Annotated in this window: 22 protein-coding genes and 1 pseudogene; 15 read left to right on the top strand and 8 right to left on the bottom strand. The window is 74.4% G+C overall.

What is annotated here, in order from left to right; genetic code table 11:
* Positions 1-117 precede the first annotated feature (117 nt).
* From ACZ7LB_RS24790 to ACZ7LB_RS24750, 9 genes and pseudogenes are all read left to right on the top strand, one after another.
* On the top strand, positions 118-771 hold the full coding sequence (locus ACZ7LB_RS24790; protein WP_471471263.1) for an HAD family hydrolase: 654 nt from the start codon (positions 118-120) through the stop codon (positions 769-771).
* A gap of 95 nt (positions 772-866) precedes the next feature.
* Positions 867-1,607, top strand: a complete 741-nt coding sequence (locus tag ACZ7LB_RS24785; protein ID WP_471471261.1) for a VC0807 family protein — start codon at positions 867-869, stop codon at positions 1,605-1,607.
* A gap of 23 nt (positions 1,608-1,630) precedes the next feature.
* Positions 1,631-3,016 carry an MFS transporter gene (locus tag ACZ7LB_RS24780; protein ID WP_471471259.1) on the top strand — a complete coding sequence of 462 codons (1,386 nt, stop codon included), beginning with the start codon at positions 1,631-1,633 and terminating at the stop codon, positions 3,014-3,016.
* Positions 2,967-4,139, top strand: a complete 1,173-nt coding sequence (locus ACZ7LB_RS24775) for an acetoin utilization protein AcuC (protein WP_471471258.1) — start codon at positions 2,967-2,969, stop codon at positions 4,137-4,139. Before ACZ7LB_RS24780 ends, ACZ7LB_RS24775 begins: the two co-directional genes overlap by 50 nt.
* 521 nt (positions 4,140-4,660) lie before the next feature.
* Positions 4,661-5,467, top strand: a pseudogene (locus tag ACZ7LB_RS24770) (phosphatase); the annotation flags it as partial.
* A gap of 137 nt (positions 5,468-5,604) precedes the next feature.
* Positions 5,605-5,814, top strand: coding sequence for a helix-turn-helix domain-containing protein (locus tag ACZ7LB_RS24765; RefSeq protein WP_161224516.1), 210 nt, complete (start codon positions 5,605-5,607; stop codon positions 5,812-5,814).
* A gap of 111 nt (positions 5,815-5,925) precedes the next feature.
* A complete protein-coding gene (locus ACZ7LB_RS24760) occupies positions 5,926-6,024 on the top strand; it encodes a 30S ribosomal protein bS22 (RefSeq protein ID WP_003948845.1) in 99 nt (32 codons plus the stop codon).
* Between the two features lie 228 nt (positions 6,025-6,252).
* Entirely contained in the window at positions 6,253-7,314 is a 1,062-nt protein-coding gene (locus tag ACZ7LB_RS24755; protein WP_471471256.1) for an NAD-dependent epimerase/dehydratase family protein, read from the top strand.
* Positions 7,315-7,328: 14 nt separating this feature from the next.
* Positions 7,329-8,447, top strand: a complete 1,119-nt coding sequence (locus tag ACZ7LB_RS24750; protein ID WP_471471255.1) for a lysophospholipid acyltransferase family protein — start codon at positions 7,329-7,331, stop codon at positions 8,445-8,447.
* A gap of 143 nt (positions 8,448-8,590) precedes the next feature.
* Here the strand turns inward: ACZ7LB_RS24750 and ACZ7LB_RS24745 are convergent, their stop codons facing one another.
* The 3 genes from ACZ7LB_RS24745 to ACZ7LB_RS24735 all read right to left on the bottom strand — a co-directional run bounded on the left by ACZ7LB_RS24745 (position 8,591) and on the right by ACZ7LB_RS24735 (position 12,490).
* The gene (locus ACZ7LB_RS24745; protein WP_471471253.1) at positions 8,591-9,877 is read right to left on the bottom strand and encodes a DUF5667 domain-containing protein; all 1,287 of its coding nucleotides are present in this window, start codon (positions 9,875-9,877) and stop codon (positions 8,591-8,593) included.
* 367 nt (positions 9,878-10,244) lie between these two features.
* A complete protein-coding gene (locus tag ACZ7LB_RS24740) occupies positions 10,245-11,060 on the bottom strand; it encodes an ECF subfamily RNA polymerase sigma factor, BldN family (protein ID WP_471471251.1) in 816 nt (271 codons plus the stop codon).
* Between the two features lie 479 nt (positions 11,061-11,539).
* A complete protein-coding gene (locus ACZ7LB_RS24735) occupies positions 11,540-12,490 on the bottom strand; it encodes an HAD family hydrolase (RefSeq protein ID WP_471471249.1) in 951 nt (316 codons plus the stop codon).
* An 84-nt stretch (positions 12,491-12,574) separates the two neighbouring features.
* On the opposite strand from ACZ7LB_RS24735, the gene ACZ7LB_RS24730 reads away from it, so the two are divergent.
* The 5 genes from ACZ7LB_RS24730 (at position 12,575) to ACZ7LB_RS24710 (ending at position 18,374) form a co-directional block, all read left to right on the top strand.
* Positions 12,575-12,907 (top strand): glutaredoxin family protein, encoded by a 333-nt coding sequence (locus ACZ7LB_RS24730; RefSeq protein WP_471471247.1) that lies wholly within the window; start codon positions 12,575-12,577, stop codon positions 12,905-12,907.
* A 274-nt stretch (positions 12,908-13,181) separates the two neighbouring features.
* Complete coding sequence (locus ACZ7LB_RS24725) at positions 13,182-13,940, top strand: redox-sensing transcriptional repressor Rex (protein WP_471471246.1); 759 nt, start codon at positions 13,182-13,184, stop codon at positions 13,938-13,940.
* Entirely contained in the window at positions 13,937-15,721 is a 1,785-nt protein-coding gene (locus tag ACZ7LB_RS24720) for a glutamyl-tRNA reductase (protein ID WP_471471244.1), read from the top strand. Before ACZ7LB_RS24725 ends, ACZ7LB_RS24720 begins: the two co-directional genes overlap by 4 nt.
* Positions 15,718-16,677, top strand: coding sequence for a hydroxymethylbilane synthase (hemC, locus tag ACZ7LB_RS24715; protein ID WP_471471242.1), 960 nt, complete (start codon positions 15,718-15,720; stop codon positions 16,675-16,677). Before ACZ7LB_RS24720 ends, hemC begins: the two co-directional genes overlap by 4 nt.
* Positions 16,674-18,374: a bifunctional uroporphyrinogen-III C-methyltransferase/uroporphyrinogen-III synthase gene (locus ACZ7LB_RS24710; protein ID WP_471471241.1), complete on the top strand. Its 1,701-nt coding sequence runs from the start codon at positions 16,674-16,676 to the stop codon at positions 18,372-18,374. The genes hemC and ACZ7LB_RS24710 overlap by 4 nt, the downstream gene beginning before the upstream one ends.
* An 83-nt stretch (positions 18,375-18,457) precedes the next feature.
* On the opposite strand, the gene ACZ7LB_RS24705 is transcribed toward ACZ7LB_RS24710, so the two are convergent.
* From ACZ7LB_RS24705 to ACZ7LB_RS24695, 3 genes are read right to left on the bottom strand one after another with little or no spacing between them, the layout of a single operon-like run.
* A complete protein-coding gene (locus ACZ7LB_RS24705) occupies positions 18,458-18,703 on the bottom strand; it encodes a DUF397 domain-containing protein (protein ID WP_471471240.1) in 246 nt (81 codons plus the stop codon).
* 53 nt (positions 18,704-18,756) lie between these two features.
* Positions 18,757-19,002: a DUF397 domain-containing protein gene (locus ACZ7LB_RS24700; RefSeq protein ID WP_471471239.1), complete on the bottom strand. Its 246-nt coding sequence runs from the start codon at positions 19,000-19,002 to the stop codon at positions 18,757-18,759.
* Positions 18,999-19,832, bottom strand: a complete 834-nt coding sequence (locus ACZ7LB_RS24695; protein WP_471471238.1) for a helix-turn-helix domain-containing protein — start codon at positions 19,830-19,832, stop codon at positions 18,999-19,001. Before ACZ7LB_RS24695 ends, ACZ7LB_RS24700 begins: the two co-directional genes overlap by 4 nt.
* Before the next feature lie 155 nt (positions 19,833-19,987).
* Here ACZ7LB_RS24695 and ACZ7LB_RS24690 point away from each other — a divergent pair, with 155 nt between their 5' ends.
* Positions 19,988-20,443 carry an ATP-binding protein gene (locus tag ACZ7LB_RS24690; RefSeq protein ID WP_265295135.1) on the top strand — a complete coding sequence of 152 codons (456 nt, stop codon included), beginning with the start codon at positions 19,988-19,990 and terminating at the stop codon, positions 20,441-20,443.
* A 117-nt stretch (positions 20,444-20,560) separates the two neighbouring features.
* On the opposite strand, the gene ACZ7LB_RS24685 is transcribed toward ACZ7LB_RS24690, so the two are convergent.
* The gene (locus ACZ7LB_RS24685; protein WP_471471236.1) at positions 20,561-21,166 is read right to left on the bottom strand and encodes a 4'-phosphopantetheinyl transferase family protein; all 606 of its coding nucleotides are present in this window, start codon (positions 21,164-21,166) and stop codon (positions 20,561-20,563) included.
* Positions 21,167-21,810: 644 nt separating this feature from the next.
* A complete protein-coding gene (locus ACZ7LB_RS24680) occupies positions 21,811-22,590 on the bottom strand; it encodes an SDR family oxidoreductase (protein WP_471471234.1) in 780 nt (259 codons plus the stop codon).
* Positions 22,591-23,060 lie beyond the last annotated feature (470 nt).

Raw genomic sequence — 23,060 nt, 5'->3', positions numbered from 1 at the left:
CTGCAGGGGGGACCCTGTGGGAGAGTAGGACGCCGCCGAACAATTGTTGGGGAAAGCCCCGCACCTGATGGTGCGGGGCTTTTCCGCGTTCAGGGGACGGCCCATAGGGTCAAAGGCATGCGTTATGACCTGGTCATCTTCGACAACGACGGTGTGCTCGTCGACAGCGAGCCGATCTCCAACCGGCTCCTGGCCGGCTATCTGACCGAGCTGGGACACCCCACGACCTACGAGGACTCGTTGCGGGACTACATGGGTGCCGCGATGCACCGGGTGCACGATCTCGTCCTGGAGCGGACCGGGCGGCGGCTGCCCGAGGACTTCGACGACACCTTCCACCGGCGGGTGTTCGCCGCCTTCGAGCGGGACCTGGAGCCCGTCCCCGGAGCCGCCGCGGTGCTGGAGAAGCTGGCCGCGGACGGGGTGCCGTACTGCGTGGCCTCCTCCGGCAGCCACCAGCGGATCAGGGTGGGCCACCGCCGGACCGGGCTCGACCGGTGGTTCGACGACGGGCGGATCTTCAGCGCCGAGGACGTCGGCCGGGGCAAGCCCGCGCCGGACCTCTTCCTGCACGCCGCCGCGCGGATGGGCGTCGCCCCGGACCGGTGCGCCGTCGTCGAGGACAGTGCGCTCGGCGTCCGGGCCGCCGTCGCCGCCGGGATGGACGTGTTCGGGTTCACCGCCATGACCCCGCCCGCCGTACTGGACGGCGCCACCCGCCTCTTCGGCGACCTGGGGGAGCTGACCGGCCTGCTGGACGGGGCCCGCTGACGGCGCGGAACCCGGGCCCGACCTGACATCTGTCATACCCGGAACCGGACGATCGTTCCTACCGGGCGAGGGGCCCCGGCCGCGAAGCTGGTCCCATGACGACGAACGAGGACACCGCGGTGGACGGGCGGCACGGCAGGCGGAAGGTCGCCGGCACCTTCCTGCTGGACATCGGGGTGCCCGTCGCCTCGTACTACGTCCTCAAGGCCGGCCTCGGCACGAGCGCCGTCGCGGCCCTCGCCTGGAGCACCGCGATCCCGCTGCTGCGGACCGGATGGGGACTGCTGGGGCGGCGCGAGGTCAACGGGCTGCCGCTGCTCATCCTCGTCGTCAACCTCGTCGGCCTGGTGGTCGGCCTGGAGACCGGTGACGCCCGGCTGATGCTGGTCAAGGACAGCGCCCTCAGCAGCGTCGTCGGGATCGTGCTGCTGGTCTCCGCGGCCCTGGGGCGGCCGATGATGACCGCGTCGCTCAAGCCCTGGCTGGTGAAGGGCGATCAGGACCGGGAGGCGGCCTGGGCCCGGCTGCGGCGGGAGTCGTCCGCCTTCCGGGCGGCGGAGCGGAGGTTCACCGTGGTGTGGGGGACGGCGTTCGTCGCGGAGTGCGCGGTGCGGACCGCGGGGGCGTACTCCGTGCCGGTCGACACCATGGTCTGGCTCGGCACCCTCGTCCTGGTCGCCACCATGGTGCTCGGCTTCATGGTGAGCGGCGCCCTCGGAGCCGTCCCCATGGTGCACATGGTGGCCGCCGCCGCGGCGGCCGACCGGGCGGCGGCGGAGACCGCCGCGCACCCGGCCGGGGGAAATCCGGTGCCGGCCGGATCTACCCACCGGTAGGCCGGGGCCCTACGCTCGCCGCCATGACTGATGTGCTGCGGCGCGGCAGGGCCTCGCTCGCCTTCTGCTTCTTCGCCCAGGGCGTCGCCTTCGCCCTGCTGGTCACGCGCATTCCGGCCGTCCAGAACCGGTACGGCATCTCCGACGCGCTGCTGCCGGTCTTCCTGGCCGCGGTACCCGTCCTGGCCGGCGCCGGCAGCGTGGCCACCGAACGGCTGGTGCGGCGGACGCCCCCGAGCCGGGTGCTGCGCTGGTCGCAGCCGCTGGCGCTGCTGGCGTTGCTGGGCGTCGGGGCCGGTGACCGGATGGCCCAGGCCGCCGTCGCGCTCGCGGTGTTCGGGGTGGCCGTCGGCGCGCTGGACGCGGCGATGAACATGCTCGGGGTGAGCCTGCAACGGGCGTACGGGCGGAGCATCATGCTCGGCTTCCACGCCGCGTACAGCCTGGGCGGCATCCTCGGGGCGTCGCTGGCGTGGGCGGGGGCGCACTGGGGGCTGGCGCTCTGGGTGTCGTACCTGCCGGTGGTGGGAGTGCTGGTGCCGGCGGTGCTGGTGGGGAGCCGCTGGTACGTCGACGCGCGGGAGCGGGAGCGGGGCGGGGCCCCGGAGACCGCCGGGGACACCGGAGTCGCCGGGTCGGCGGGAGCCGCCGCGGCTGCGGGATCCGTCGAGGACGGCGCAACCGTCGAGGGAGCCGGAGCCGGAGCCGTGACCGCGGCCGGGGACGCGGGGAAGGGCGGGGCCGGGAACGCGAGGGCGGGCGGGGCAGGTGGTGGGGGCGCCGGCTTCCGGATGCTGCTGCCGCTGTGCCTGGTGATGACGTTCGCGTACATCGGGGACTCGACGGTCTCCAACTGGAGCGCGAAGTACGTCCAGGACGTGCTGGGCGGCTCCGAGCAACTGGCGACCGTCCCCTACAACGTCTACATGGTGACGACGCTGGTGGGGCGGGCCCTGGGGGACCACGGGGTGCGGCGCTTCGGCGCCGCGGCGGTGGTGCGGACCGGGGCGGTGGTCGCGGCGGCCGGTTTCGCGGTGGTCGCGGCGGCGCCGGGGGCGTGGGCGGGGATGCTCGGGTTCACGCTGCTGGGGCTCGGGCTGTGCGTGCTGGTGCCGCAGACCTTCGCGGCGGCGGGGCGGCTGGCCCACGAGCGGTACGGGCCCGGGGCGTCGGACGCGGCGGTGGCCCGGCTGAACGTCTTCAACTACGTCGGATTCCTGATCGGTTCGCCCCTGGTGGGGGCGCTCGGGGACGCCTGGAGCTACCGGGGGGCGATGCTCGTGCCGATGGCGCTGGTCCTGGTGACCCTGGTGTACGCCCGGTCGTTCGGGACCGGCGCGGACCGATACGGTGACCGTCATGAGCGGTCGCGCACGGTTGATGTGGGACGAGGCGGTCACGGGCTATGACTTCGGCCCGGACCACCCGATGGACCCGGTACGGCTCGCCCTGACGCGGCGGCTGGTCACGGCCCTGGGGCTCGACGCCGGGCTGGAGATCGTGGCCGCGAAGCCCGCCGGGGAGTCGACGCTGCGGCTGGTGCACCGCGAGGACTACATCGACGCCGTGCGGGCCGCCTCCGCCGATCCCTCGTCGGCGGACCCGTCGTACGGGCTGGGGACGGTCGACGACCCGGCCTTCGCGGGGATGCACGAGGTGTCGGCGCTGATCGCCGGGCAGTCGGTGGCCGCCGCGGAGGCCGTGTGGCACGGGGAGGTGCTGCACGCGGTGAACTTCGCGGGCGGGCTGCACCACGCCATGCCGGGCGGCGCGGCCGGGTTCTGCGTCTACAACGACGCGGCGATGGCCATCGCCCGGCTGCTGGAGCTGGGCGCCGAACGGGTCGTCTACATCGATGTGGACGTGCACCACGGCGACGGGGTGCAGGCGGCGTTCTGGGAGGACCCGAGGGTCCTGACGATCTCGCTGCACGAGCATCCGCGGACGCTGTTCCCGCAGACCGGCTGGCCGCAGGAGACCGGCGCGGACGGCGCGGAGGGGTCGGCCGCGAACATCGCGCTGCCGGCCGGGACGGGGGACGCGGGCTGGGTGCGGGCCTTCCACGCGGTGGTGCCCGAGCTGGTCGCCGACTTCCGGCCGCAGGTACTGGTGACGCAGCACGGCGCCGACACGCACTTCGAGGACCCGCTCGCCCACCTCGCGGTGTCGCTGGACGCGCAGCGGGCGGTGCAGGAGGCGTGCCACGAGCTGGCGCACGAGTACGCCGACGGACGGTGGGTGGCACTGGGCGGCGGCGGTTACGCCGTGGTCGAGGTGGTGCCGCGGTCGTGGACGCATCTGGTGGGCATCGCGGCGGGGCGTCCGGTGGCGCCGGAGACGGTGATCCCGGAGGGGTGGCGCCAGGAGGTGTTCGCCCGGACGCGGCAACTGGGGCCGATGCGGATGACCGACGGGCGGTCGCCGGTGGGGTGGTCGGAGTGGGACGCGGGGTACGACCCCGCGGACCGGCTGGACCAGGCGGTCCTGGCGGCGCGGCGGGCGGTGTTCCCGCTGCGCGGGCTGCTGGCGTAGCGCGGGGTGGGGCCCGCCCCGGGGCACGGGTCCGGGACGCCCCGCCCGGCGTACCGGTCCGGCGGCGCGCGTGGTCCGGCGGCCGGCGGTGTCCGTCACCGTGGCGTGCGGGGCCGGTGGTGTCCGGTCTGCGGGTCGGCCCCCGGCCGGGCGGTGCCCGGGGCCGGTGCGGGGGCCGGTGGAGGGAGCCGTGTCCGGCCGTTCATGGACGCGGCCGTCCTTGCCCGCCTCCAGGCGGAGCCGTCTCGCTCCCGGCCCGGAGCCGTCCTGCTCCCGCCCCGGAGTCGTCTCGCTCCCGCCGCGGAGCCGTCTCGGCCCACCTCGGATTCGTTTCGGCTCCCTCGTGCGGAGTCGTCCCGGTCTCGCCCCGGATTCGTTTCGGCTCCTCGTTCGGAGTCGTCCCGGTCCCACCCCCGAGGCGGAGCCGCCTCCCCCGCCCCGGAGCCGTTTCGGCCACTCGTCGGAGGGGTGGTCCGGGTGTTCTGCGGTGATCCGGGGGCGGGGTGCGGGAGGATCGGCGGGTGGTGGATCGCGGAGGGCTTCGGGAGTATCTGGTGGCCGCCCGGCTGGCCGGGGTGGTGGGGACGGGCCGGGAGGCGGGGCTGCGCAGCTACCGGCTGTTCGCCGCGCGCGATCCCCGGGCGCTGATCGGGATCGACCCCCGGCGGGACTGGACGCAGCCGGAGCTGCTGCGGCTGATGGCCGACCGGTGCGGCGTCCCGGCCGACCCCCGGCACACCTCGGGACCGGACACGATCGACCCCGACCGCACGGTGGCCGCCCTGGACGCCTTCGCCGTCCGGCTCGCCGTCGCCGCCGAGCGCCGCGCCCCCGTCCTGCTCGGCACCGGGCACCCCGGTCCGCTGCTCGGTTTCTACGCCGCCCTGGCCGGGGCCCTGTCGGCGGCGGGATGTGCCGTCCTCACCCCGGCGCATGGTCGCCGTATCGACATATTGACCCGGTTCGGTCTACGCACCCATGTCCTGGAGTACGTCCGCGGTGTCGCGTCGGTGCGTGTGCCCGGTACGGAACGCTCCGGTGGTGAGCCGGGCGCGCACACGCACTCGCCGCTGCCCGTGCGGACCGCGCTGGACGCGGCGGCGGAGGCCGGCGGGCCGCTCCCGGAGCTGGTGATCGGGGACCACGGCTGGGTCTGCGGCGCAGGTCAGCTCGGGTTCGAGGCGATGGGCCCGGCCGACACGGACGATCCGGCGCTGTTCGTCGGGGAGGAGGAGGGCGCGGTGGCCGTCGCCGTACCCCTGGAGGACGGGGCGCGGCCCGAGTGCTACCGGCCGCTGGCCCGGTATGTGCTCGCCCGCGCCGGGCTGCCCGGCGGGGACGGTCATGGGTGCACCTCTTCCCCATTCGCATCACCCGCCCCTACATTGGGGAGTGAGCACGCAGCGACGAAGAGTGACCGGAGGGGAAGCCGGTGCCCGTCGAGTGCGGAAGGTTCAGGTGTGTCATGGCTGCTGGCGAAAGGCCTCTGAACGAGGTCCAGTTCCTTACCGTGGCGGAGGTCGCCGCGGTGATGCGCGTGTCCAAGATGACCGTGTACCGGCTGGTGCACAGCGGTCATCTGCCCGCCATCCGCGTGGGGCGGTCCTTCCGTGTCCCGGAACAGGCGGTTCACGAGTACCTGCGGGAGAGCTACGTGGGGGTGGAAACGGCCTGACGTTGCCTCGATTACGACCTCGGCGCTCGGGCGGGTAGGCTGGCCCCTCGTAGGTCGTGTGGGCCCATGGCGCCCAAACAACCGAGTGATGAGAAGTGAGCGAGGGTAGTCGTGGGCTCTGTTATCAAGAAGCGGCGCAAGCGGATGGCCAAGAAGAAGCACCGCAAGCTGCTCAAGCGCACGCGCGTCCAGCGTCGCAACAAGAAGTAGGCGACGGGACGGCGCGAGAGCGTGGTCTGCGGCCCCCCACCGGAACCGGTGGGGGGCCGCAGTCGTTCCTCGGGGGCCGGGCGCGGCGGCCGGTCTGCTGCATCCGGTGCGACCGGAGGGCGACACGGCAGGCTGGGTTGGCGCCGCGGGGGGAAGACGGCAAGGTACGGCAGAGGCACGGGCGCGCGGCGGGCGCGGCCGGGGCAGGGCGGAAGGAAGGCGCTGATCTTGGGCAAGGTCGTGCTGGTGACCGGTGCGGCCCGGCGGCTCGGGGGCCGGTTCGTCCGGCGTCTGCTGCGGGACCCGGGGGTGGACGGGGTCGTCGCGGTGGACGCGGTGGAGCCGGAGCACCGGCTGGGCGGCGCCGAGTTCGTCCGGGCCGACATCCGGCAGCCGGCCATCGGGCGGGTGCTGGCGGAGACGGGCGCGGACACGGTCGTCCACCTGGACGTGACGGGCATGCCGCTGGGCGGCGGGAGCCGGGCGTCGGTCAAGGAGACCAACGTCATCGGCACCATGCAGCTCCTGGGCGCCTGCCAGAAATCGCCGTCGGTGAAGCGGCTGGTGGTGAAGTCCAGCACCAATGTCTACGGTTCCGCGCCGCGCGATCCGGCGGTCTGTGTGGAGACCACGCCGCCGAGGTCGCTGCCCACCGGCGGGTTCGCCAAGGACGCGGTGGAGGTCGAGGGCTATGTGCGCGGCTTCGCGCGGCGCCGGCCCGATGTCGCGGTCTGCGTGCTGCGGTTCGCCAACATCCTGGGCCCGGGCGCGGAGACCCCGCTCACCTCGTACTTCGCGCTGCCGCTGCTGCCGACGGTGTTCGGCTACGATCCGCGGCTCCAGTTCGTGCACGAGGACGACGTGGTCGAGGTGCTCGGCATCGCCTCGCGCGAGCCGCGCCGGGGCACCCTCAACAGCGGCACCTTCAACGTCGCCGGGGACGGGGTGCTGCTGCTGTCCCAGTGCTCCCGGCGGCTGGGCCGCCCCACCGTGCCGCTGCCGCTGCCCGCGGTCACCTGGGCCGGATCGCTGGTGCGTACGCTGGGGGTGACGGACTTCTCACCGGAGCAGATCCGGCTGCTGACCCACGGCCGGGTGGTGGACACCCGGCAGATGCGGGAGACCCTCGGGTTCCGCCCGGTGTACTCGACGGCCGGGGCCTTCGCGGACTTCGCGCGGTCCCGCGGGCCGGGGCTGCTGCCGCCGGAGGCCCTGGCGGGGGCCGTCGACCGGATCGCCGCGCTGTCCCCGGGGAACGGCGGCCACCTCCCGACGCAGAGCGCCAACTGAGGAGCGCAGCAACGATGGCGGACGCCAAGGTCATTCCCTTCGACGACGACCGGTCGCGGGGCCCCGGCGCGTCCCGGCGCCGGAGCGGACGCCGCCGGGACGCGGAACCCGGGGGGCCGGGCGCGGTGCAGCCGCTGCCGGTGCGCGGCGGGGCCGGGGACGACGGCCCGGCGGACGGGACCGGGGAGCCGGTCCCGCCGTCCGCGGACTCCGCCCCCGGCCCGGAGCCCGCGGAACCGGCCGGGTCCGCGGGGCCGCCCGGGCCGCCGGGCCCGGAGGACGCGGGTGGGGCGGGCGGGCTGGAGCGGCGCGTCGCGGGCGGGCTGGCCTTCCTGCGGCGGCGGCTGACCGGAGAGTACGAGGTCGACGACTTCGGCTACGACGCCGAGCTGACCGACCAGGTACTGATGTCGCTGCTGCGCCCGCTCTACGAGAAGTACTTCCGGGTCGAGGTGAGGGGGGTGGAGAACATCCCCGCCGAGGGCGGGGCGCTGATCGTCGCCAACCACTCCGGGACGCTGCCGCTGGACGGGCTGATGGCGCAGGTCGCGGTGCACGACCACCATCCGGCGGGGCGGCACCTGCGGCTGCTGGCGGCGGATCTGGTCTTCGTGCTGCCGGTGGTGAACGAGCTGGCCCGCAAGCTGGGCCACACCCTGGCCTGCGCGGAGGACGCCGAACGGCTGCTGGCCCGGGGCGAGCTGGTCGGGGTGATGCCGGAGGGGTTCAAGGGGATCGGGAAGCCGTTCGGCGAGCGGTACAAGCTCCAGCGCTTCGGGCGCGGCGGGTTCGTGTCGACGGCGCTGCGGCAGCGGGTGCCGATCATCCCGTGCTCGATCGTCGGCGCGGAGGAGATCTATCCGATGCTCGGCAACTCGCGCACGCTGGCGCGGGTGCTGGGCCTTCCGTACTTCCCGCTGACCCCGACGTTCCCCTGGCTGGGGCCGCTGGGGGCGGTGCCGCTGCCGACGAAGTGGACGATCCAGTTCGGTGAGCCGATCCGGACCGACGGGCATCCGCCGGAGGCGGCCGACGACCCGATGCTGATGTTCAACCTGACGGACCAGGTGCGGGAGCAGATCCAGCACACCCTGTACAAGCTGCTGGTCCAGCGCCGGTCGGTCTTCTTCTGACGGACCGGCCGGCCTTCCTCCGGCGCGGCGCTCCGCGCGGACGGCCCGCGGTTCGGTCGCTCCGGGCGCGGCACGGCGAAGGGGGCGCCCCCGTGCGGGAGCGCCCCCTTCGCCGTGTCCACGGATCCGGTGGAACGGGTGGGTCAGCCGGTGTCCTTGGCGTCCTTGCCGTCGATGCCCAGGCCGGGCAGGAGACCCGGGAGCAGGGGCGGGAGGGTGACGTCGGGGGCGGCCGGCGGGGTGGCGTCGCCGGCGGACGGCGCGGCGGGTCCGGCGGTGTCCTTGGGCGGGTCGAGCAGGCCGCCGGTGCCGCCGCCGAGCAGGCCCTCGCCCTCGTGGCCGAGGCCGGTGGACTCGCTGGGCCCGCCGCTGTGGCCCGGCCCGTCGTCGGCGGAGCCGTCGCCGGTGGTGCCGGTGCGGTCGCCGGGGGGCGCCGAGTGGCGGGCGCCCGGGGTGCCGGGGGCGGCCGGTTCGGAGGAGCCGGGGCGGCTGCCCGGGGTGGTGCCGCCGCTGTCGGCCGGGGGCCGGGGGAGCAGGGAGCGCAGCGGGGCGACGTCGTCCTCTATGGCGTCGAAGACGGAGGTGACCTCCTCGCTGACGTCCCCCAACTGCATGGGCAGCCGGTCCCGCAGGGCTCCCCATGCCTCCGCGTGGGAGCGGGAGAAGGAGGAGAGGGCCTGCATGGGGCCGAGGGAGCCGGGGTCGCGCGCGTAGACGGCACTGAGCAGGCGGTGGCCCTCGGAGGCGTCGTGCCGCATGCCGGACAGGGCGCGGCGGATCTCGCCCAGTGACTCGTGGTCGAGGGGGCCGCTGCGCCCGCGCTCCATCAGCCGCCGGGCCTCGTTGAGCCGGGTGGAGGCCAGGTCCAGGTAGGCGCGGCCGCGTTCGTCGTCGCTGTCCGCGAGGCCGAGCCGGAAGTCCTCGATGCCGCGTTTGAGCCCGTAGAGCGAGTCCCCGGGCAGGGCGTCGGAACTGGCGGCGGCCACTCCGCCGAGGGCTCCGGCGGCGACACCGACGCTGAGGCCGCCCGCGGTGAGGGTCTTGGCCAGCCGGGTGCGGGGCCGGAACCTCTTCAGCGGGGCGGCCCGGTGGGCGCCGCGGCCCTGGCGCTGCTCGGGCACGGTGGGGCCGGCCGCGGCCCCCCTCGCCGTGCCCTCCTGGAGCATGGACTCGAACGCGGCCACGAGCCGGGCCCGCTGCACGGTCTTGACCTCGGGGTCCAGCACGGGCCGGGGCAGCGCCTCCAGACCTGCGGCGAGGGCCGGCAGCCCCGTCCGCTCGGACGCCCCGGCCCGCCCGGGCGGCTCCCCCGGGGGACCGGCGGCCGCCGGACCTCCGGACTCCTCGGCCGCCGCCCCGGGATCGGTCTGCTCCTCCAGAGCCTGGGCGAAGGCGTTCGCCCGCCGGTGCGCCGATACGTTCGCGATCACTGGCGGCACCTCCTCTCGTCATGACGGTCGACTCCCCAGGGGGTCCTGAGGGCTGCCCGCCCGGTCCGGGGCCGCACGATCGTGTGAGCCGCGGGCGCCGGGGAGCGACCACAGGGAGCCTGCATCCCGCACAACGAATGGCGCGGCACTTGGGTTACGGACGACGGATGATCGGGCCGCTGTCTCAACAGAATCTCACCGATGGTGACTTGGGGATCGCGGTGGGTGGTGGCGGGCGGTGCGGGACCGGCGCCGGGTGTCCGGGGTGCCGGGACGACGCCGGGGGCGGGGGTGCGGGGTGCCGCGGGGCGGGCGCGGGGGCGCCCGGGTTCCCGGGGGACTCCCGGGGCGGCGGGCCGCCGGGGGCTCAGCGGGCGTCGTCCGGCAGCAGCCGGGCCAGGGTGCGTACGGCGCGGTACTGGAGGGTCTTGATGGCCCCTTCGTTCTTGCCCATGACGCGGGCGGTCTCGGCGACCGAGAGGCCCTGGAGGAAGCGGAGGGTGACGCACTCCTGCTGCTGCGGGTTGAGCCGCCGCACGGCCTCCAGCAGGGTGGCGTTGGAGAGGGACTCCAGGACGGAGTCCTCGGGGGAGCGCTCGACCTCGTTGGCGTCGAGCATCTCGCCGGTGGTCACCTCCAGCCGGAAGCGGCTGGACTTGAAGTGGTCCGCGACGAGGTTGCGGGCGATGGTCACCAGCCAGGCGCCGAAGTCGCGGCCCTGCCAGGTGAAGGTGCCGATGCGGCGCAGGGCGCGCAGAAAGGTCTCGCTGGTGAGGTCCTCGGCGGTCGCCTTGCCGCCCACGCGGTAGTAGATGTAGCGGTAGACGGTGTCGCTGTACTGGTCGTAGAGCCTCCCGAAGGCTTCTGCCTCGCCGGCCTGGGCCCGCTCGACGAGGTCCATCATCCGGGCGCTGTCACTGTCGGCCGCGGGACGGCGGTGGGTGGTGGCGGCGCCGGACGAGCGGGCCCGTCTGCCGACGGCGGCGCCGCCGTCGGCCAGCGCGTAGCACGGACCGGCGGGGGCGGTCGCGGTGGCGAGGGCGTGGTGCGGGCCGGCGGCGGTGGCGAGGGCGGGGACGGCGTACGCGGTGGGGACGAAGCCGCGCAAGAGGTCTCGGGCCGATTCGACCGTTGCGCGCAGCGTAGCCAGGCCCGAGGCGTCAACCCCGACGTGTGGGTACACGGGACTCCCAGAGGCAGAGCTTCCATCACGTGCAGTACGGAACCTTTCACCCGTCGTAGCGACGGTGGGGCACCGGAATGCGTCTGAGGAGAATAACGCTTCGTACTGGTGCTGCTACGCCCAGTTGCTCAAATCATCGATTACGTCGCTTCCGTGCCCGATTGACGGTCGTTCGCCTGCGACAGGCTGATCGTTTGGTGACCGGATGGGTTCGGGTTCCGGATAAGTGCGGTGCGTCTTGTGCTCGATGTGGGAGAGGCGCGCATGCGGGGGACTGGGTCGGGCCCGGCGCGGGTACGTCACCTGGATTGGCCCCCGCCCGGCGCGGGCGGGGACGCGGACGCGGGGGACGGGGCCCGGGACGAGGGCCCGGGCGTCGGCCCGGCGGACCCCCGGCCCGGCGGACCCCCGGTCCGGCCGCTCCCCGGCCCGCCCCGCGTCCCCGGCGGGGTCCGGTCGCGGCGGGGCGGCGGCCCGGGTCAGCGCCTGCGGCGGTGGAGGGCGATGGCTGCGGCGGTGCCGCCCGCCACCGCGCCGACGCCCGCTGCGGCCGGGATGCCGACCTTGGCGGCCTTGCGGCCGGTGCGGTAGTCGCGCAGCCGCCAGTCCCGCTCGCGGGCGTGCCGGCGCAGCTTGGCGTCCGGGTTGATCGCGTAGGGGTGGCCGACGAGCGAGAGCATCGGGATGTCGTTGTGCGAGTCGCTGTACGCGGCGCAGCGGGTCAGGTCCAGGCGCTCGGCGGCGGCCAGGGCCCGGACCGCCTCGGCCTTGGCGGGGCCGTGCAGCGGTTCGCCGACCAGGCGGCCGGTGTAGACGCCGGCGACGGACTCGGCGACGGTGCCGAGCGCGCCGGTCAGCCCCAGGCGGCGGGCGATGACCTGGGCGATCTCCACCGGTGCCGCCGTGACCAGCCAGACCTTCTGCCCGGCGTCCAGGTGGGCCTGGGCGAGGGCGCGGGTGCCGGGCCAGATGCGGCCGGCCATGTACTCGTCGTAGATCTCCTCGCCGATGGACCTCAGCTCGGAGACGCGGTGGCCCTTGACGATGGAGAGCGCCGAGTCGCGGGCGTCGCGCATGTGCTCGGGGTCCTCGGTGCCGGCCAGCCGGAACCACGCCTGCTGCCAGGCGAAGCGGGCCAGGTCGCGGGTCTCGAAGAACTGCCGCTTGTACAGCCCGCGGCCGAAGTGGAAGAGGGCGGCGCCCTGCATCACGGTGTTGTCGAGGTCGAAGAAGGCGGCGGCCCGGTCGTCGCCCCGGACCGGGAAGTCCGGCTCCCCGTCCTTGTCCTTCTTCCCGGTCCGTTCGTCGCGGTCCCGGTCCGTCGCGTCGCCGCCCGCCTTGCGGGCGGCCTCCGCCGAGGCCTCGCCCGCCAGCACGCTCCGCGCCGTGGCGGGGCGGCGGCGGGGGGTGAGCCATCCGAAAGCGGCCATGTCCGTGAGCATAGCCAGTCCGTCCGGAAGTTCCGGTGCCACGAGGTTGCGCCACCGTGAACAGGGCGGGCGAGAATGGCCGCCATGACTCCGCTGTTCGGCAGAAAGACCCCGCGGTCCGCGCGGCCCTCCCGGTCCCCGCAGGCCGGGCCGCCCCCCGCGCGCCCGGAGAACCGTCTCGTCACCCTCGTCCGCAAACCCGGCTGCCATCTGTGCGACGACGCGCAGCTCGTCGTCGAGAGGGTCTGCGGCGAGCTGGGCGTCCCCTGGGAGCAGAAGGACATCACCGAGGACGCGCGCCTGCACGACCAGTACTGGGAGCAGATCCCCGTGGTCCTCGTCGACGGGCGGCAGCACACCTTCTGGCGGGTGAACGAGGAGCGTCTGCGCAGGGCGCTGACCGATCGGTGCGAGTAATCCGGACGGTCGCTTAGGATCGATGGCGGCGGGGTCTCGGGGGCGTCGATCATGAGGAGTGTGTGCGGCTTTGCCCTCGAAGGGAGTGGAACGCGAGTGCGGGAGCGCCGGTTCCCTGTTCGAGCGCCGTGGTTGCGTGAGCCCGGTCACGTTCGATGGGCAAATCGGACACCATCTTTGTGCACGCGTTCACAAAGACATAGCCTGCATTCGACGGGGCGGTCATGTAGGGACGTATGACCGCCTACAGCCCCGCTCTACCCGCAGGAGCACCGTGGCAACTGGCCGAACACACCGACCGGCGACCCGCAGCCGAGGGATTCCCGAGGCCACCGTCGCCCGTCTTCCGCTGTACCTCCGAGCCCTGACCGCGCTGTCGGAGCGCTCGGTGCCCACGGTCTCCTCCGAGGAGCTGGCCGCGGCGGCGGGGGTCAATTCCGCGAAGCTGCGCAAGGACTTCTCCTACCTCGGCTCCTACGGGACCCGTGGCGTCGGCTACGACGTCGAGTACCTCGTCTACCAGATCTCCCGTGAGCTGGGCCTCACCCAGGACTGGCCGGTCGTCATCGTCGGCATCGGCAACCTGGGGGCCGCGCTCGCCAACTACGGCGGCTTCGCCTCGCGCGGTTTCCGGGTCGCGGCGCTCATCGACGCCGATCCCCAGATGGCCGGAAAGCCCGTGGCCGGCATCCCGGTGCAGCACTCCGACGAGCTGGAGGCGATCATCCGGGACAACGGCGTCTCCATCGGCGTCATCGCGACCCCGGCCGGTGCCGCCCAGCCGGTCTGCGACCGCCTCGTGGCCGCCGGCGTCACCTCCATCCTGAACTTCGCGCCGACGGTGCTGACCGTCCCCGACGGCGTCGACGTGCGCAAGGTCGACCTCTCCATCGAGCTCCAGATCCTCGCCTTCCACGAGCAGCGCAAGGCGGGCGAGGAGTCCGCGGCCGGCACCGCCGCGCCCGCCGCCGCGGAGGAGCCCGGCGCCGGGCAGGGGCCCGACGGCGACGTCTCCGCGGTGATGCCCGCATGAGCCTTCTCGTCGTCGGGCTGAGCCACCGCAGCGCGCCGGTCAGCGTGCTGGAACGGGCCTCGCTGAACGCGGACGCCCAGTCGAAGCTGCTCCAGGACACGGTCGCCGCCGAACCGGCCACCGAGGCCGCGGTGCTGGCCACCTGCAACCGCATCGAGCTCTACGCCGACGTGGACAAGTTCCACGCCGGTGTCGCCGAGCTGTCCATCCTGCTCGCCCAGCACAGCGGCGTCGGGCTGGAGGAGCTGACGCCCCATCTCTACGTGCACTACGAGGACCGGGCCGTCCACCATCTGTTCTCGGTGGCCTGCGGGCTGGACTCGATGGTCGTCGGCGAGGGGCAGATCCTCGGCCAGATCAAGGACTCGCTGGCCCGCGCGCAGGACCTGCACAGCGCGGGCCGGCTGCTGAACGACCTGTTCCAGCAGTCGCTCCGGGTCGGCAAGCGCGCCCACTCCGAGACCGGCATCGACCGCGCCGGGCAGTCCCTGGTCACCTTCGGCCTGGAGCAGCTGGCCGGGGACGAGGAGGTGCGCGGCTGGGCCGGCGGCCGGACGGCGCTGGTCATCGGCGCCGGATCGATGTCCTCGCTGGCCGCCGCCACGCTCGCGCGGGCCGGGGTGACGGAGGTCGTCGTCGCCAACCGGACGCTCGACCGGGCCGAGCGGCTCGCCCGTCTGCTGACCGAGAGCGGCGAGACGGACGTACGGGCCCGGGCCGTCCCGATGGACGCGGTGCCCGCCGAACTGACACGTGCCGACGTGGCCGTCTCCTGTACCGGCGCGACGGGGCTCGTCCTCACGGCGGAGGCCGTGGCCAGGACGCTGGAGGGCCGCGTCGCGACCCCCGCCGCCGTGCCCGCCGCGGTCGCCGGGTCCTCCCCGGCCGCCGCCGAAGGGGCCCGGCGGGGCCGTGCGGAAACGCCACTGCACCCGGTGGGCGGTGCCGCCGGGACGTCCGGCGCGGCCGTGGCCACGGGCGCGGCCGGTGACGAGAGCTGTCCGCTCGACCTGTCCGCCGTGCCGTCCGGCTTCTCCGTCATGGGCGACGCCGCCGTGGCCGGGATGGACGCCGCGACGCTGGAGCAGCACGGTGCCTGGGCCGCCCCCGGCGCCGCCGCGGCCGACCGCGCCGCCGACCGCCGCGAGGACCTCCGTACCGGACCCGGCGCCGACCCCGAGCTGATCACCGCGCTGGCCGCCACGGCCGCCACCGCCGGGCGCGTCCCCGAGCGCCGCCGCCCGGAGCCGGTGGCCCGGGTGCCGCGCCCCCGTCCGGCGCTGTTCCTGCTGGACCTCGCCATGCCGAGGGACATCGACGCCGCCGTGCACCGGCTGGCCGGGGTGCGCCTGGTCGACATCGAGTCACTCGCCGAGGCCTCCGCGGACGCCCCGATGGCCGCCGACGTGGACCGGGTCCGCGGGATCGTCGCGGACGAGGTGGCCGCCTTCGGCGCCGCCCAGCGGGCCGCGCGCATCACGCCCACCGTGGTCGCGCTGCGCAGCATGGCCGCCGACGTGGTGGCCGGCGAGATCGCCCGGCTGGAGGGGCGGCTGCCCGCGCTGGACGCCAGGCACCGCGCCGAGATCACCCAGACCGTCAAGCGCGTCGTCGACAAGCTGCTGCACGCGCCGACGGTGCGGGTCAAGCAGCTCGCGGCCGAACCCGGCGGCGCCGGGTACGCCGACGCGCTGCGCACCCTGTTCGACCTCGACCCCGAGACGGTGGCCTCCGTCTCCCGCGCCGAGAACAGCACTGAGAAGAACCGAGGGCCGGCATGACTGAGAAGGCACTGAGGCTCGGGACCAGGCGGAGCAGGCTCGCCATGGCCCAGTCCGGGCAGGTGGCGGACGCCGTGAGCCAGGTGACCGGACGGCCTGTTGAGCTCGTCGAGATCACCACGTTCGGCGACACGTCCCGCGAGCACCTGGCACAGATAGGCGGCACGGGCGTGTTCGTGGCCGCGCTGCGCGAGGCGCTGCTGCGGGGTGAGGTGGACTTCGCGGTTCACTCGCTCAAGGACCTCCCCACCACACCGCACGAGGGGCTGGTCCTGGCCGCCGTACCGGTGCGCGAGGACCCGCGGGACGTGATGGTCGCCCGCGACACGCTCAAGTTCACCGACCTGCCCCGCGGGGCGCGCGTCGGCACCGGGGCACCGCGCCGCATGGCGCAGCTCAACGCGTACGCCCGGGCCCACGGGCTGGCGATCGAGACGGTCCCGATCCGGGGCAACGTCGACACCCGCATCGGGTACGTCCGCAGCGGCGAGCTGGACGCCGTCGTCCTGGCCGCCGCCGGGATGAACCGGGTGGGCCGCATCGACGAGGTGACCGACTTCCTGTCGGTCGACACGATTCTTCCGGCTCCCGGCCAGGGGGCCCTGGCGGTCGAATGCCCCACGCACGACGTGGAGCTGGCCGCCGCGCTCGCCGAACTCGACGACCCCTTCACCCGGGTCGCCGTGACGGCCGAGCGGTCGCTGCTCGCCGCGCTGGAGGCCGGTTGCAGCGCCCCCGTGGGCGCGCTGGCCGACCTGCTGCCCGGTGAGCGCAATGTCAAGGAGATGCGCCTGCGCGGCGTCGTCGGCACGACCGACGGCGCGTCGCTGGTGCAGCTGTCCACCACCGGTCCCGTGCCCCTCACGCACGAGGCGGCGCTGGCATTCGGTCGCGAACTCGCCACCGAGATGCTCGCCCAGGGCGCGGCCGGTCTGATGGGGGAGCGAGCACAGTGAGCCCCACCGCCTTTTCCGCCGGTCCGGAACACGGGCACGTCACCTTCCTCGGTGCCGGACCCGGGGATCCGGGATTGCTGACTCTGCGCGCCGTGGAGGCGCTGGCGCACGCGGACGTCCTCGTCGCCGAGCACGAGGTGCTCGACGTCGTACGTCCGCACGCGCGGCAGGGTGCTGCCGAGGTGCCGACGGATTCCGACGGGTCGGATCCGGGACCGGGCACACCCCAACTCACGGTCGTCGACGGCTCGTCGGCGCCCGCAGGGGTCCCCGTCGTGCGGGATGCCGCACATCTTGTCATGGAGGCAGCGAGGGGTGGCAGGCGGGTGGTGCGTGCGGTGACGGGCGACCCCGGCCTGGACACCTACGCCGCCGAGGAGATGCTGGCCTGCGCCTCGGCCGGGGTGCCGTTCGAGGTGGTCCCGGGCATCGCCAACGCGGTCGGGGTCCCGGCGTACGCCGGTGTCCCGCTGCGTGACGCCGAGGGCACCGACGTGCGGTTCGTGGACGCCCGTACCGCCTCCGAGCGCTGCTGGACGGAGGTGGGCGCCTCCGACGGCACGGTGGTGGTGTCGACGACGCTGGACTCGGTGGCCGCGGCCGCCGGGGAACTGGTGTCGGCGGGCCGCAAGCCGGACACCCCGCTGACGGTGACGGTGGCGGGGACGACGACCCGGCAGCGGACCTGGACGGCGACGCTGGGCACCATCGCGCAGACGCTGAAGCAGGCGAAGGTGCTGCCGTCGCCGGAGGGCGGCCGGCCGGTGATAGCCGTGGTCGGTGAGCGCTCCGCCGCGGCCGCCCGGCGCGACCAGCTGTCCTGGTTCGAGTCCAAGCCGCTGTTCGGCTGGAAGGTCCTCGTGCCGCGGACGAAGGAGCAGGCCGCGTCGCTCTCCGACCAGTTGCGTTCCTACGGCGCGGTGCCGCACGAGGTGCCCACCATCGCCGTGGAGCCGCCGCGCACCCCGCAGCAGATGGAGCGGGCGGTCAAGGGCCTGGTGACGGGCCGCTACGAGTGGATCGCGTTCACATCGGTCAACGCGGTGAAGGCGGTCCGGGAGAAGTTCGAGGAGTACGGGCTGGACGCCCGCGCCTTCGCGGGCATCAAGGTCGCCGCGGTCGGCGAGCAGACCGCCCAGGCGCTGATCGCCTTCGGCGTGAAGCCGGACCTGGTGCCCAGCGGTGAGCAGTCGGCGGCGGGCCTGCTGGACGACTGGCCGCCGTACGACCCGGTCTTCGACCCGATCGACCGGGTGTTCCTGCCGCGGGCCGACATCGCCACCGAGACCCTGGTGGCGGGGCTGATCGAGCTGGGCTGGGAGGTCGACGACGTCACCGCGTACCGCACGGTGCGCGCCTCGCCGCCGCCGGCCGCGACGCGGGAGGCGATCAAGGGCGGCGGCTTCGACGCGGTCATGTTCACCTCGTCCTCGACGGTCCGCAATCTGGTCGGCATCGCGGGCAAGCCGCACAACGTGACGGTCATCGCCTGCATCGGCCCGGCCACCGCCAAGACGGCGGAGGAGCACGGGCTGCGGGTCGACGTGATGGCCCCGGAGCCGTCGGTGCTGAAGCTGGCGGAGGCGCTGGCGGACTTCGGCGCGCGGCGCCGGCTGGCGGCGCTGGAGGCGGGCGACCCGGTCACCCGCCCGAGCGAGCGGCGCCCGGGCGCGCGGAGACGCCGCTCGACGACCTGACCGGGTCCGGCGGCGTCCTCCCGGGACCTGTACGGCGGCGGAGCGTGCTCACGGGCACGCTCCGCCGCCGTGTGTCCGGACGATCAGTTCCCGGAGGCGTAGGGGAGGAAGGCCGTCCAGGTGGTGGGGGTGACGGCGAGGCGGGGGCCGCGGGGGTTCTTGGAGTCCCGTACGAGGATGTGCTCCGGCACGGCCGCGACCTCCACGCAGTCGGGACCCTCGGCTGTGCTGTAGCTGCTCCTGGTCCAGGCGACCTCCACGCAGTCGGGGCCCTGGGCTGTGCTGTGGCTGCTCTTGGTCCGGGTCGAGCTGTGCGGCTTGAGGGTCATGTCTCTCCCAGTACCTTCTTGATGAGGGTGGTGGGCTCCCGTGCCCTCCGGGGTCAGTTCCCGGAGGCGTAGGGGAGGAAGGCCGTCCAGGTGGTGGGGGTGACGGCGAGGCGGGGGCCCCGGGGGTTCTTGGAGTCCCGTACGAGGATGTGCTCCGGCACGGCCGCGACCTCCACGCAGTCGGGGCCGTCGCCGGTGCTGTAGCTGCTCTTGGTCCAGGCGACCTCCACGCAGTCGGGGCCCTGGGCTGTGCTGTGGCTGCTCTTGGTCCAGGTCGAGCTGTGCGGCTTGAGGGTCATGTCTCTCCCGGTACCTTCTTGATGAGGACGGTCGACTCCCGTGGGCTGAGAGCCTGCGCCCGGATAATCCCATAGCGGATGTCAAGGAGTTGGGCCTCTTTCGGGTCGGCGATGACCCGGCTGATCTGCTGGACCTCCACGTGGCCCACCGTGGACCCGTTCCTGAGTCTGAGCAACCTGAACGAGCCGTCCATCCCGGAGTTCTCCACCCTGTTCAGCGGGAGGACCTGGAGGTCGACATTGCCGAACTCCGCGACTTTCAAGAGGTGTTCGATTTGTTCGCGCAGAACCATTGTGCCTCCGACAGGGCGGCGGAGCGTCGACTCGCACTGCACGAAGCTGAAGACCGGGCGCCCTTTCGGGGCGTCGATGATGGCCTGACGCGCCACACGGGCCACCAGCCGCTGCTCCTGCTCCTCGGCCGTGAAGGGCGGCCTCCGCTGGCTCAGGACAGCCCGCGCGTACCCCTTCGTCTGCAACAACCCGTGAATCACCGAGTTGTTGTAGGCGCACAGCTCCACCGCCTCCGCTTCCAGCTTCTTCAGGTCCCGCACCTTCTTCGGGTAGCGGACCTCCTCGACGTCCGCCTTCATCGCCGCGATGCGTCCGCCCGCCGACAGGACCTCGTCGGCCCGGTCCAGGTATTCGGGACGGGGGATGCGGCGGCCCCGCTCCACGGAGGAGACCTGTTCCTCGCCGTAGCCGATGGCGGAGCCCAGCTCGGTCTGGGTGAGGCCCTGCGCCTGACGCCACAGCCTCAACTGCCGCACCACCGTGCGCATCACGGCGCCGGCTTCCTCGTCGTCCGATCCCGCTTCCCACTCGCTCATGTCCTCGCCGGCCTTTCCGCCGTCTGCCCTTCCGGCTTCAACCTCCGGTGCCCCGGGTCCGTCACCCCGGGCAACCCGGACGTCCCACGGACAGCCCCCGAACGCCCGGGCCGCCGTGCTTCACAGGGTAGGGAGCGTTCGCGACGCTGAGTAACATGAATCAGGAAATCGAGCCCATCGAGGTACCGGTGTCCGCCGTACCGGCACGCGGTCCCGTGGTCCTGCGTCAGTACGCGGTGCCGCTCTCCTCCACCCGCCGCGGTGCGCGACTGGCGCGGTTGCTCGCCGCTGAGCGTCTGGAGGACTGGGGGCTGCCGCTGGACCCGGCCCGGCTGATCGTGGCGGAGCTGGCGGCGAACGCCGCCGTGCACGGGAGGGTCCCGGGGCGGAGCTTCCGGCTGGCGCTGTTCCTCACCGCGCCGCGCGTGCTGCGGATCGAGGTGACGGACACGCGGGGGGACCGCCTGCCCGTACGCGGAAAGGAGGCCCGTCCGCTCGCCGAGTCGGGGTACGGGCTGGAACTGGTGGGGGAGTTGGCGGCGCGCTGGGGCGTGCGGGGTGGGCCGGTGCCGTGCAAGACGGTCTGGGCGGAACTCGACCTCGGCGCGTGACGCGGACCGGTGTGCGGAGGCGGGCCCGGGCCGCGGCCGGTGACTTCCGCGCGCACGGGCCCGGCGCGCCGGTGGTCCTCCGCACGCCCGCGCGGACCGTCACGACGGCCGGTTGGATCAGGACCGGTCCGGCAGGGGCAGGAGCGCGGCGGAGAGGACGTGGCCGGGGGTGTGGACGGTGGTGACGCGGAGGGCCGGGGGGAGGCCCTCGGAGGCGTGGAAGCGGACCGTGGGGCCGGCGGCCGGGTCCCAGGCGAGGGCCGTGCCGCGGAAGGTCAGACGGGGCTGGAGGGCCGCGGGGGCGGCCTTGTACGCGGCCTCCTTCGCCGAGAAGAGGCGCAGCGCGGCCCGCTCCGCCCCGCCGGCCGGGGCCGCCGCGATGCGGGCCAGCTCCGGCGGGCGGGCGATCAGGTGCCGGGCGCGGTGCAGTCCCGGCGCGGAGGACAGGGGCTCCGCGTCCAGGCCGAGGCGCGCCCGGCAGCCGTCGGTGAGGGCGGCCACGCAGACGGCCGCCGTGGGGCTGTGCGTCAGCGAACCGCGGGTCCCCGGCGGCCAGCCGGGCGCGCCGGAGGCGGCGCGGCCGACCCAGTGGCCCCGGCCGGTCAGCTCCTCCAGCGCCCGGTACGCCGCCACCCGTCCCGCCGTGTACTCCGCCACCCGGCGGTCCGCCGCCCCCGACAGCCGCAGGGCGGGCGGGAGTTCACCCGGGGCGTGCTCGCCCACCCGCACGACGGCGACGACGACGGGGAAGGGGGCGTAGAGCGCGGCCAGGGCGGCCGGGTCCCAGGGCGCCGCCGGGTCGGCCGTGGCCCGGGGGGCCGACAGGGGTATCGGGGGTGCCGGGGGTGTCAGGGGTGTCGGGTCCGGCCGAGCCGCCGGGCCGACAGGGGGGCCGGGCTCCGACCGGGCTGCCGGGTCGGACCGGTCCGCCGGATCGGTGGCCTCCGCGTCGGCCGGTGCTCCGGCGGACCTCGCCGCCGGTCCGCCCGGGACACCGGAGACCGGCCCCCCGGGCGCGGGCGGTCCGGGCGTCGTCGGTACCGGCGGGGACCCGGGCGCGGCTGCCCCCGGGAGGCGTCCGGGCGGGGGTCCCCCGGGCGGGAGTCCGGGCGCGGATGCCCCGCCCGGGGCGTCGTGTCCGGGCCGTCCCGGCGGTACGGACGGTCCGGGCCGTCCGGGCGGGGGGCCCGGCGCGGCCGTGGGTGCCGCGTCCATGCCGTGCCCCCTTCCCGGCGTGCCGTCGCCGCCGTGCCGCCGATCCGCCGCCGTGCCGTCGTCCCCCGGCCGGCCCGCCGTCGTGGCGCCGACCCGGCGCCGTCGTGGCGCCCCCGCCGTGCCGTCCCGCGGTGTGCCCGGCGCGGGTCCGGTCACCGGGTGGCGGTGGCCTTCTCCGCGAGGTAGTCCTCGAAGGTGCCCTTGCCGACCGCGTGCGAGGCGGTCAGGTGGCCGCCGTCGCGGAAGGCGCGGAAGGTCTTGCCGGGCAGGCGCAGCGCGACCACCTTCTTGCTGCGGCCCTGGGCCCGGAGGTAGACGCGGGCCATCTCGGTGGCCTCGCGGACCTGGGGGCCGCCCATGTCCGCGACCCGTCCGGCGGGGGCGCCGACGGCCAGTTCGGCCAGCCGCCCGGCCACCTCGGCGGCGGAGATGGTCTGGTAGCGGAAGCCCGGCGCGAGCATCAGCGGCAGCTTGGAGGTGCCGTCGAAGATGGCGCGGACGAAGTCGTGGAACTGCGTGGCCCTCAGGATCGTGTACGGGACGCCGCTCTCCTCCAGGAGCCGCTCCGACGCCTCCTTGCCCTTGAAGTAGCTGAACGGCACCTGGTCGCAGCCGACGATGGAGATGTACACGAGGTGCCGGGTGCCGGCCTCCTTCGCCGCCGCCAGCAGCTTCGCCATGGCGGCGACGTCCTTCTTGCCGTTGCTGGCGGTCGCGCAGTGCACGACCGTGCCCGCGCCGTTCAGCGCCTCGGCGACGCCGGTGCCGGCCTCCAGGTCGCCCACGGCCCACTGGCGGGTGTCCGGGGCGGCGTCCGACGGGGGCGCGTGCCGGCTCAGCACGCGTACCGTCCGGCCCGCGTCGAGCAGGCGCGCGACCACGAAGCGTCCGAGCGTGCCGGTTCCGCCGGTCACCAGAATCGGTTCGTCCACTTGAATCCCCTTAGTCGTGCCCGTGTGTTCGTACCCGCCGGAAGACGCGCGACCGCACAGCGCGGCCACAGTGGAATCCTGCCGGGGGAGGGGTGAGCGGACCAGGGAGGAAAAGGGAGTCTGTCAGGTCAGGTGGCCTGTTTCCGCCGTCCGTCCGGGGTTTCCCGGGCCTTCCGCGCCGTCCTCCTCGCGGCCCGCCCGGCTTTCTTTGTCATCTTCTCCGTCACCTTCTCCGTCAGGTCGTCCGGCGGGCCGTCCCCCACCTTTGGTGGCGGCCCCGGGGCGGCGCCGTTCCCCGGGCGCAATGGGGCGGGCGGAGGGTTCCCGGGGTGCTTCCGGCGGGACCTGACACACTCCCTCCCGACATGCGGCATTGTCGCGATCTGTGGCACACCATCATTCCCGTCGGCTGCCGATCGAGGGCGGCTCACGACGCGGGAGATTGGTGGCCAACATGTCGCGCACAAAAT

Source organism: Streptomyces sp. NPDC107521 (assembly GCF_055598485.1).
The sequence above is the reverse complement of the archived record's forward strand: the minus strand, read 5'-3'. Positions and strand labels throughout refer to the sequence as shown.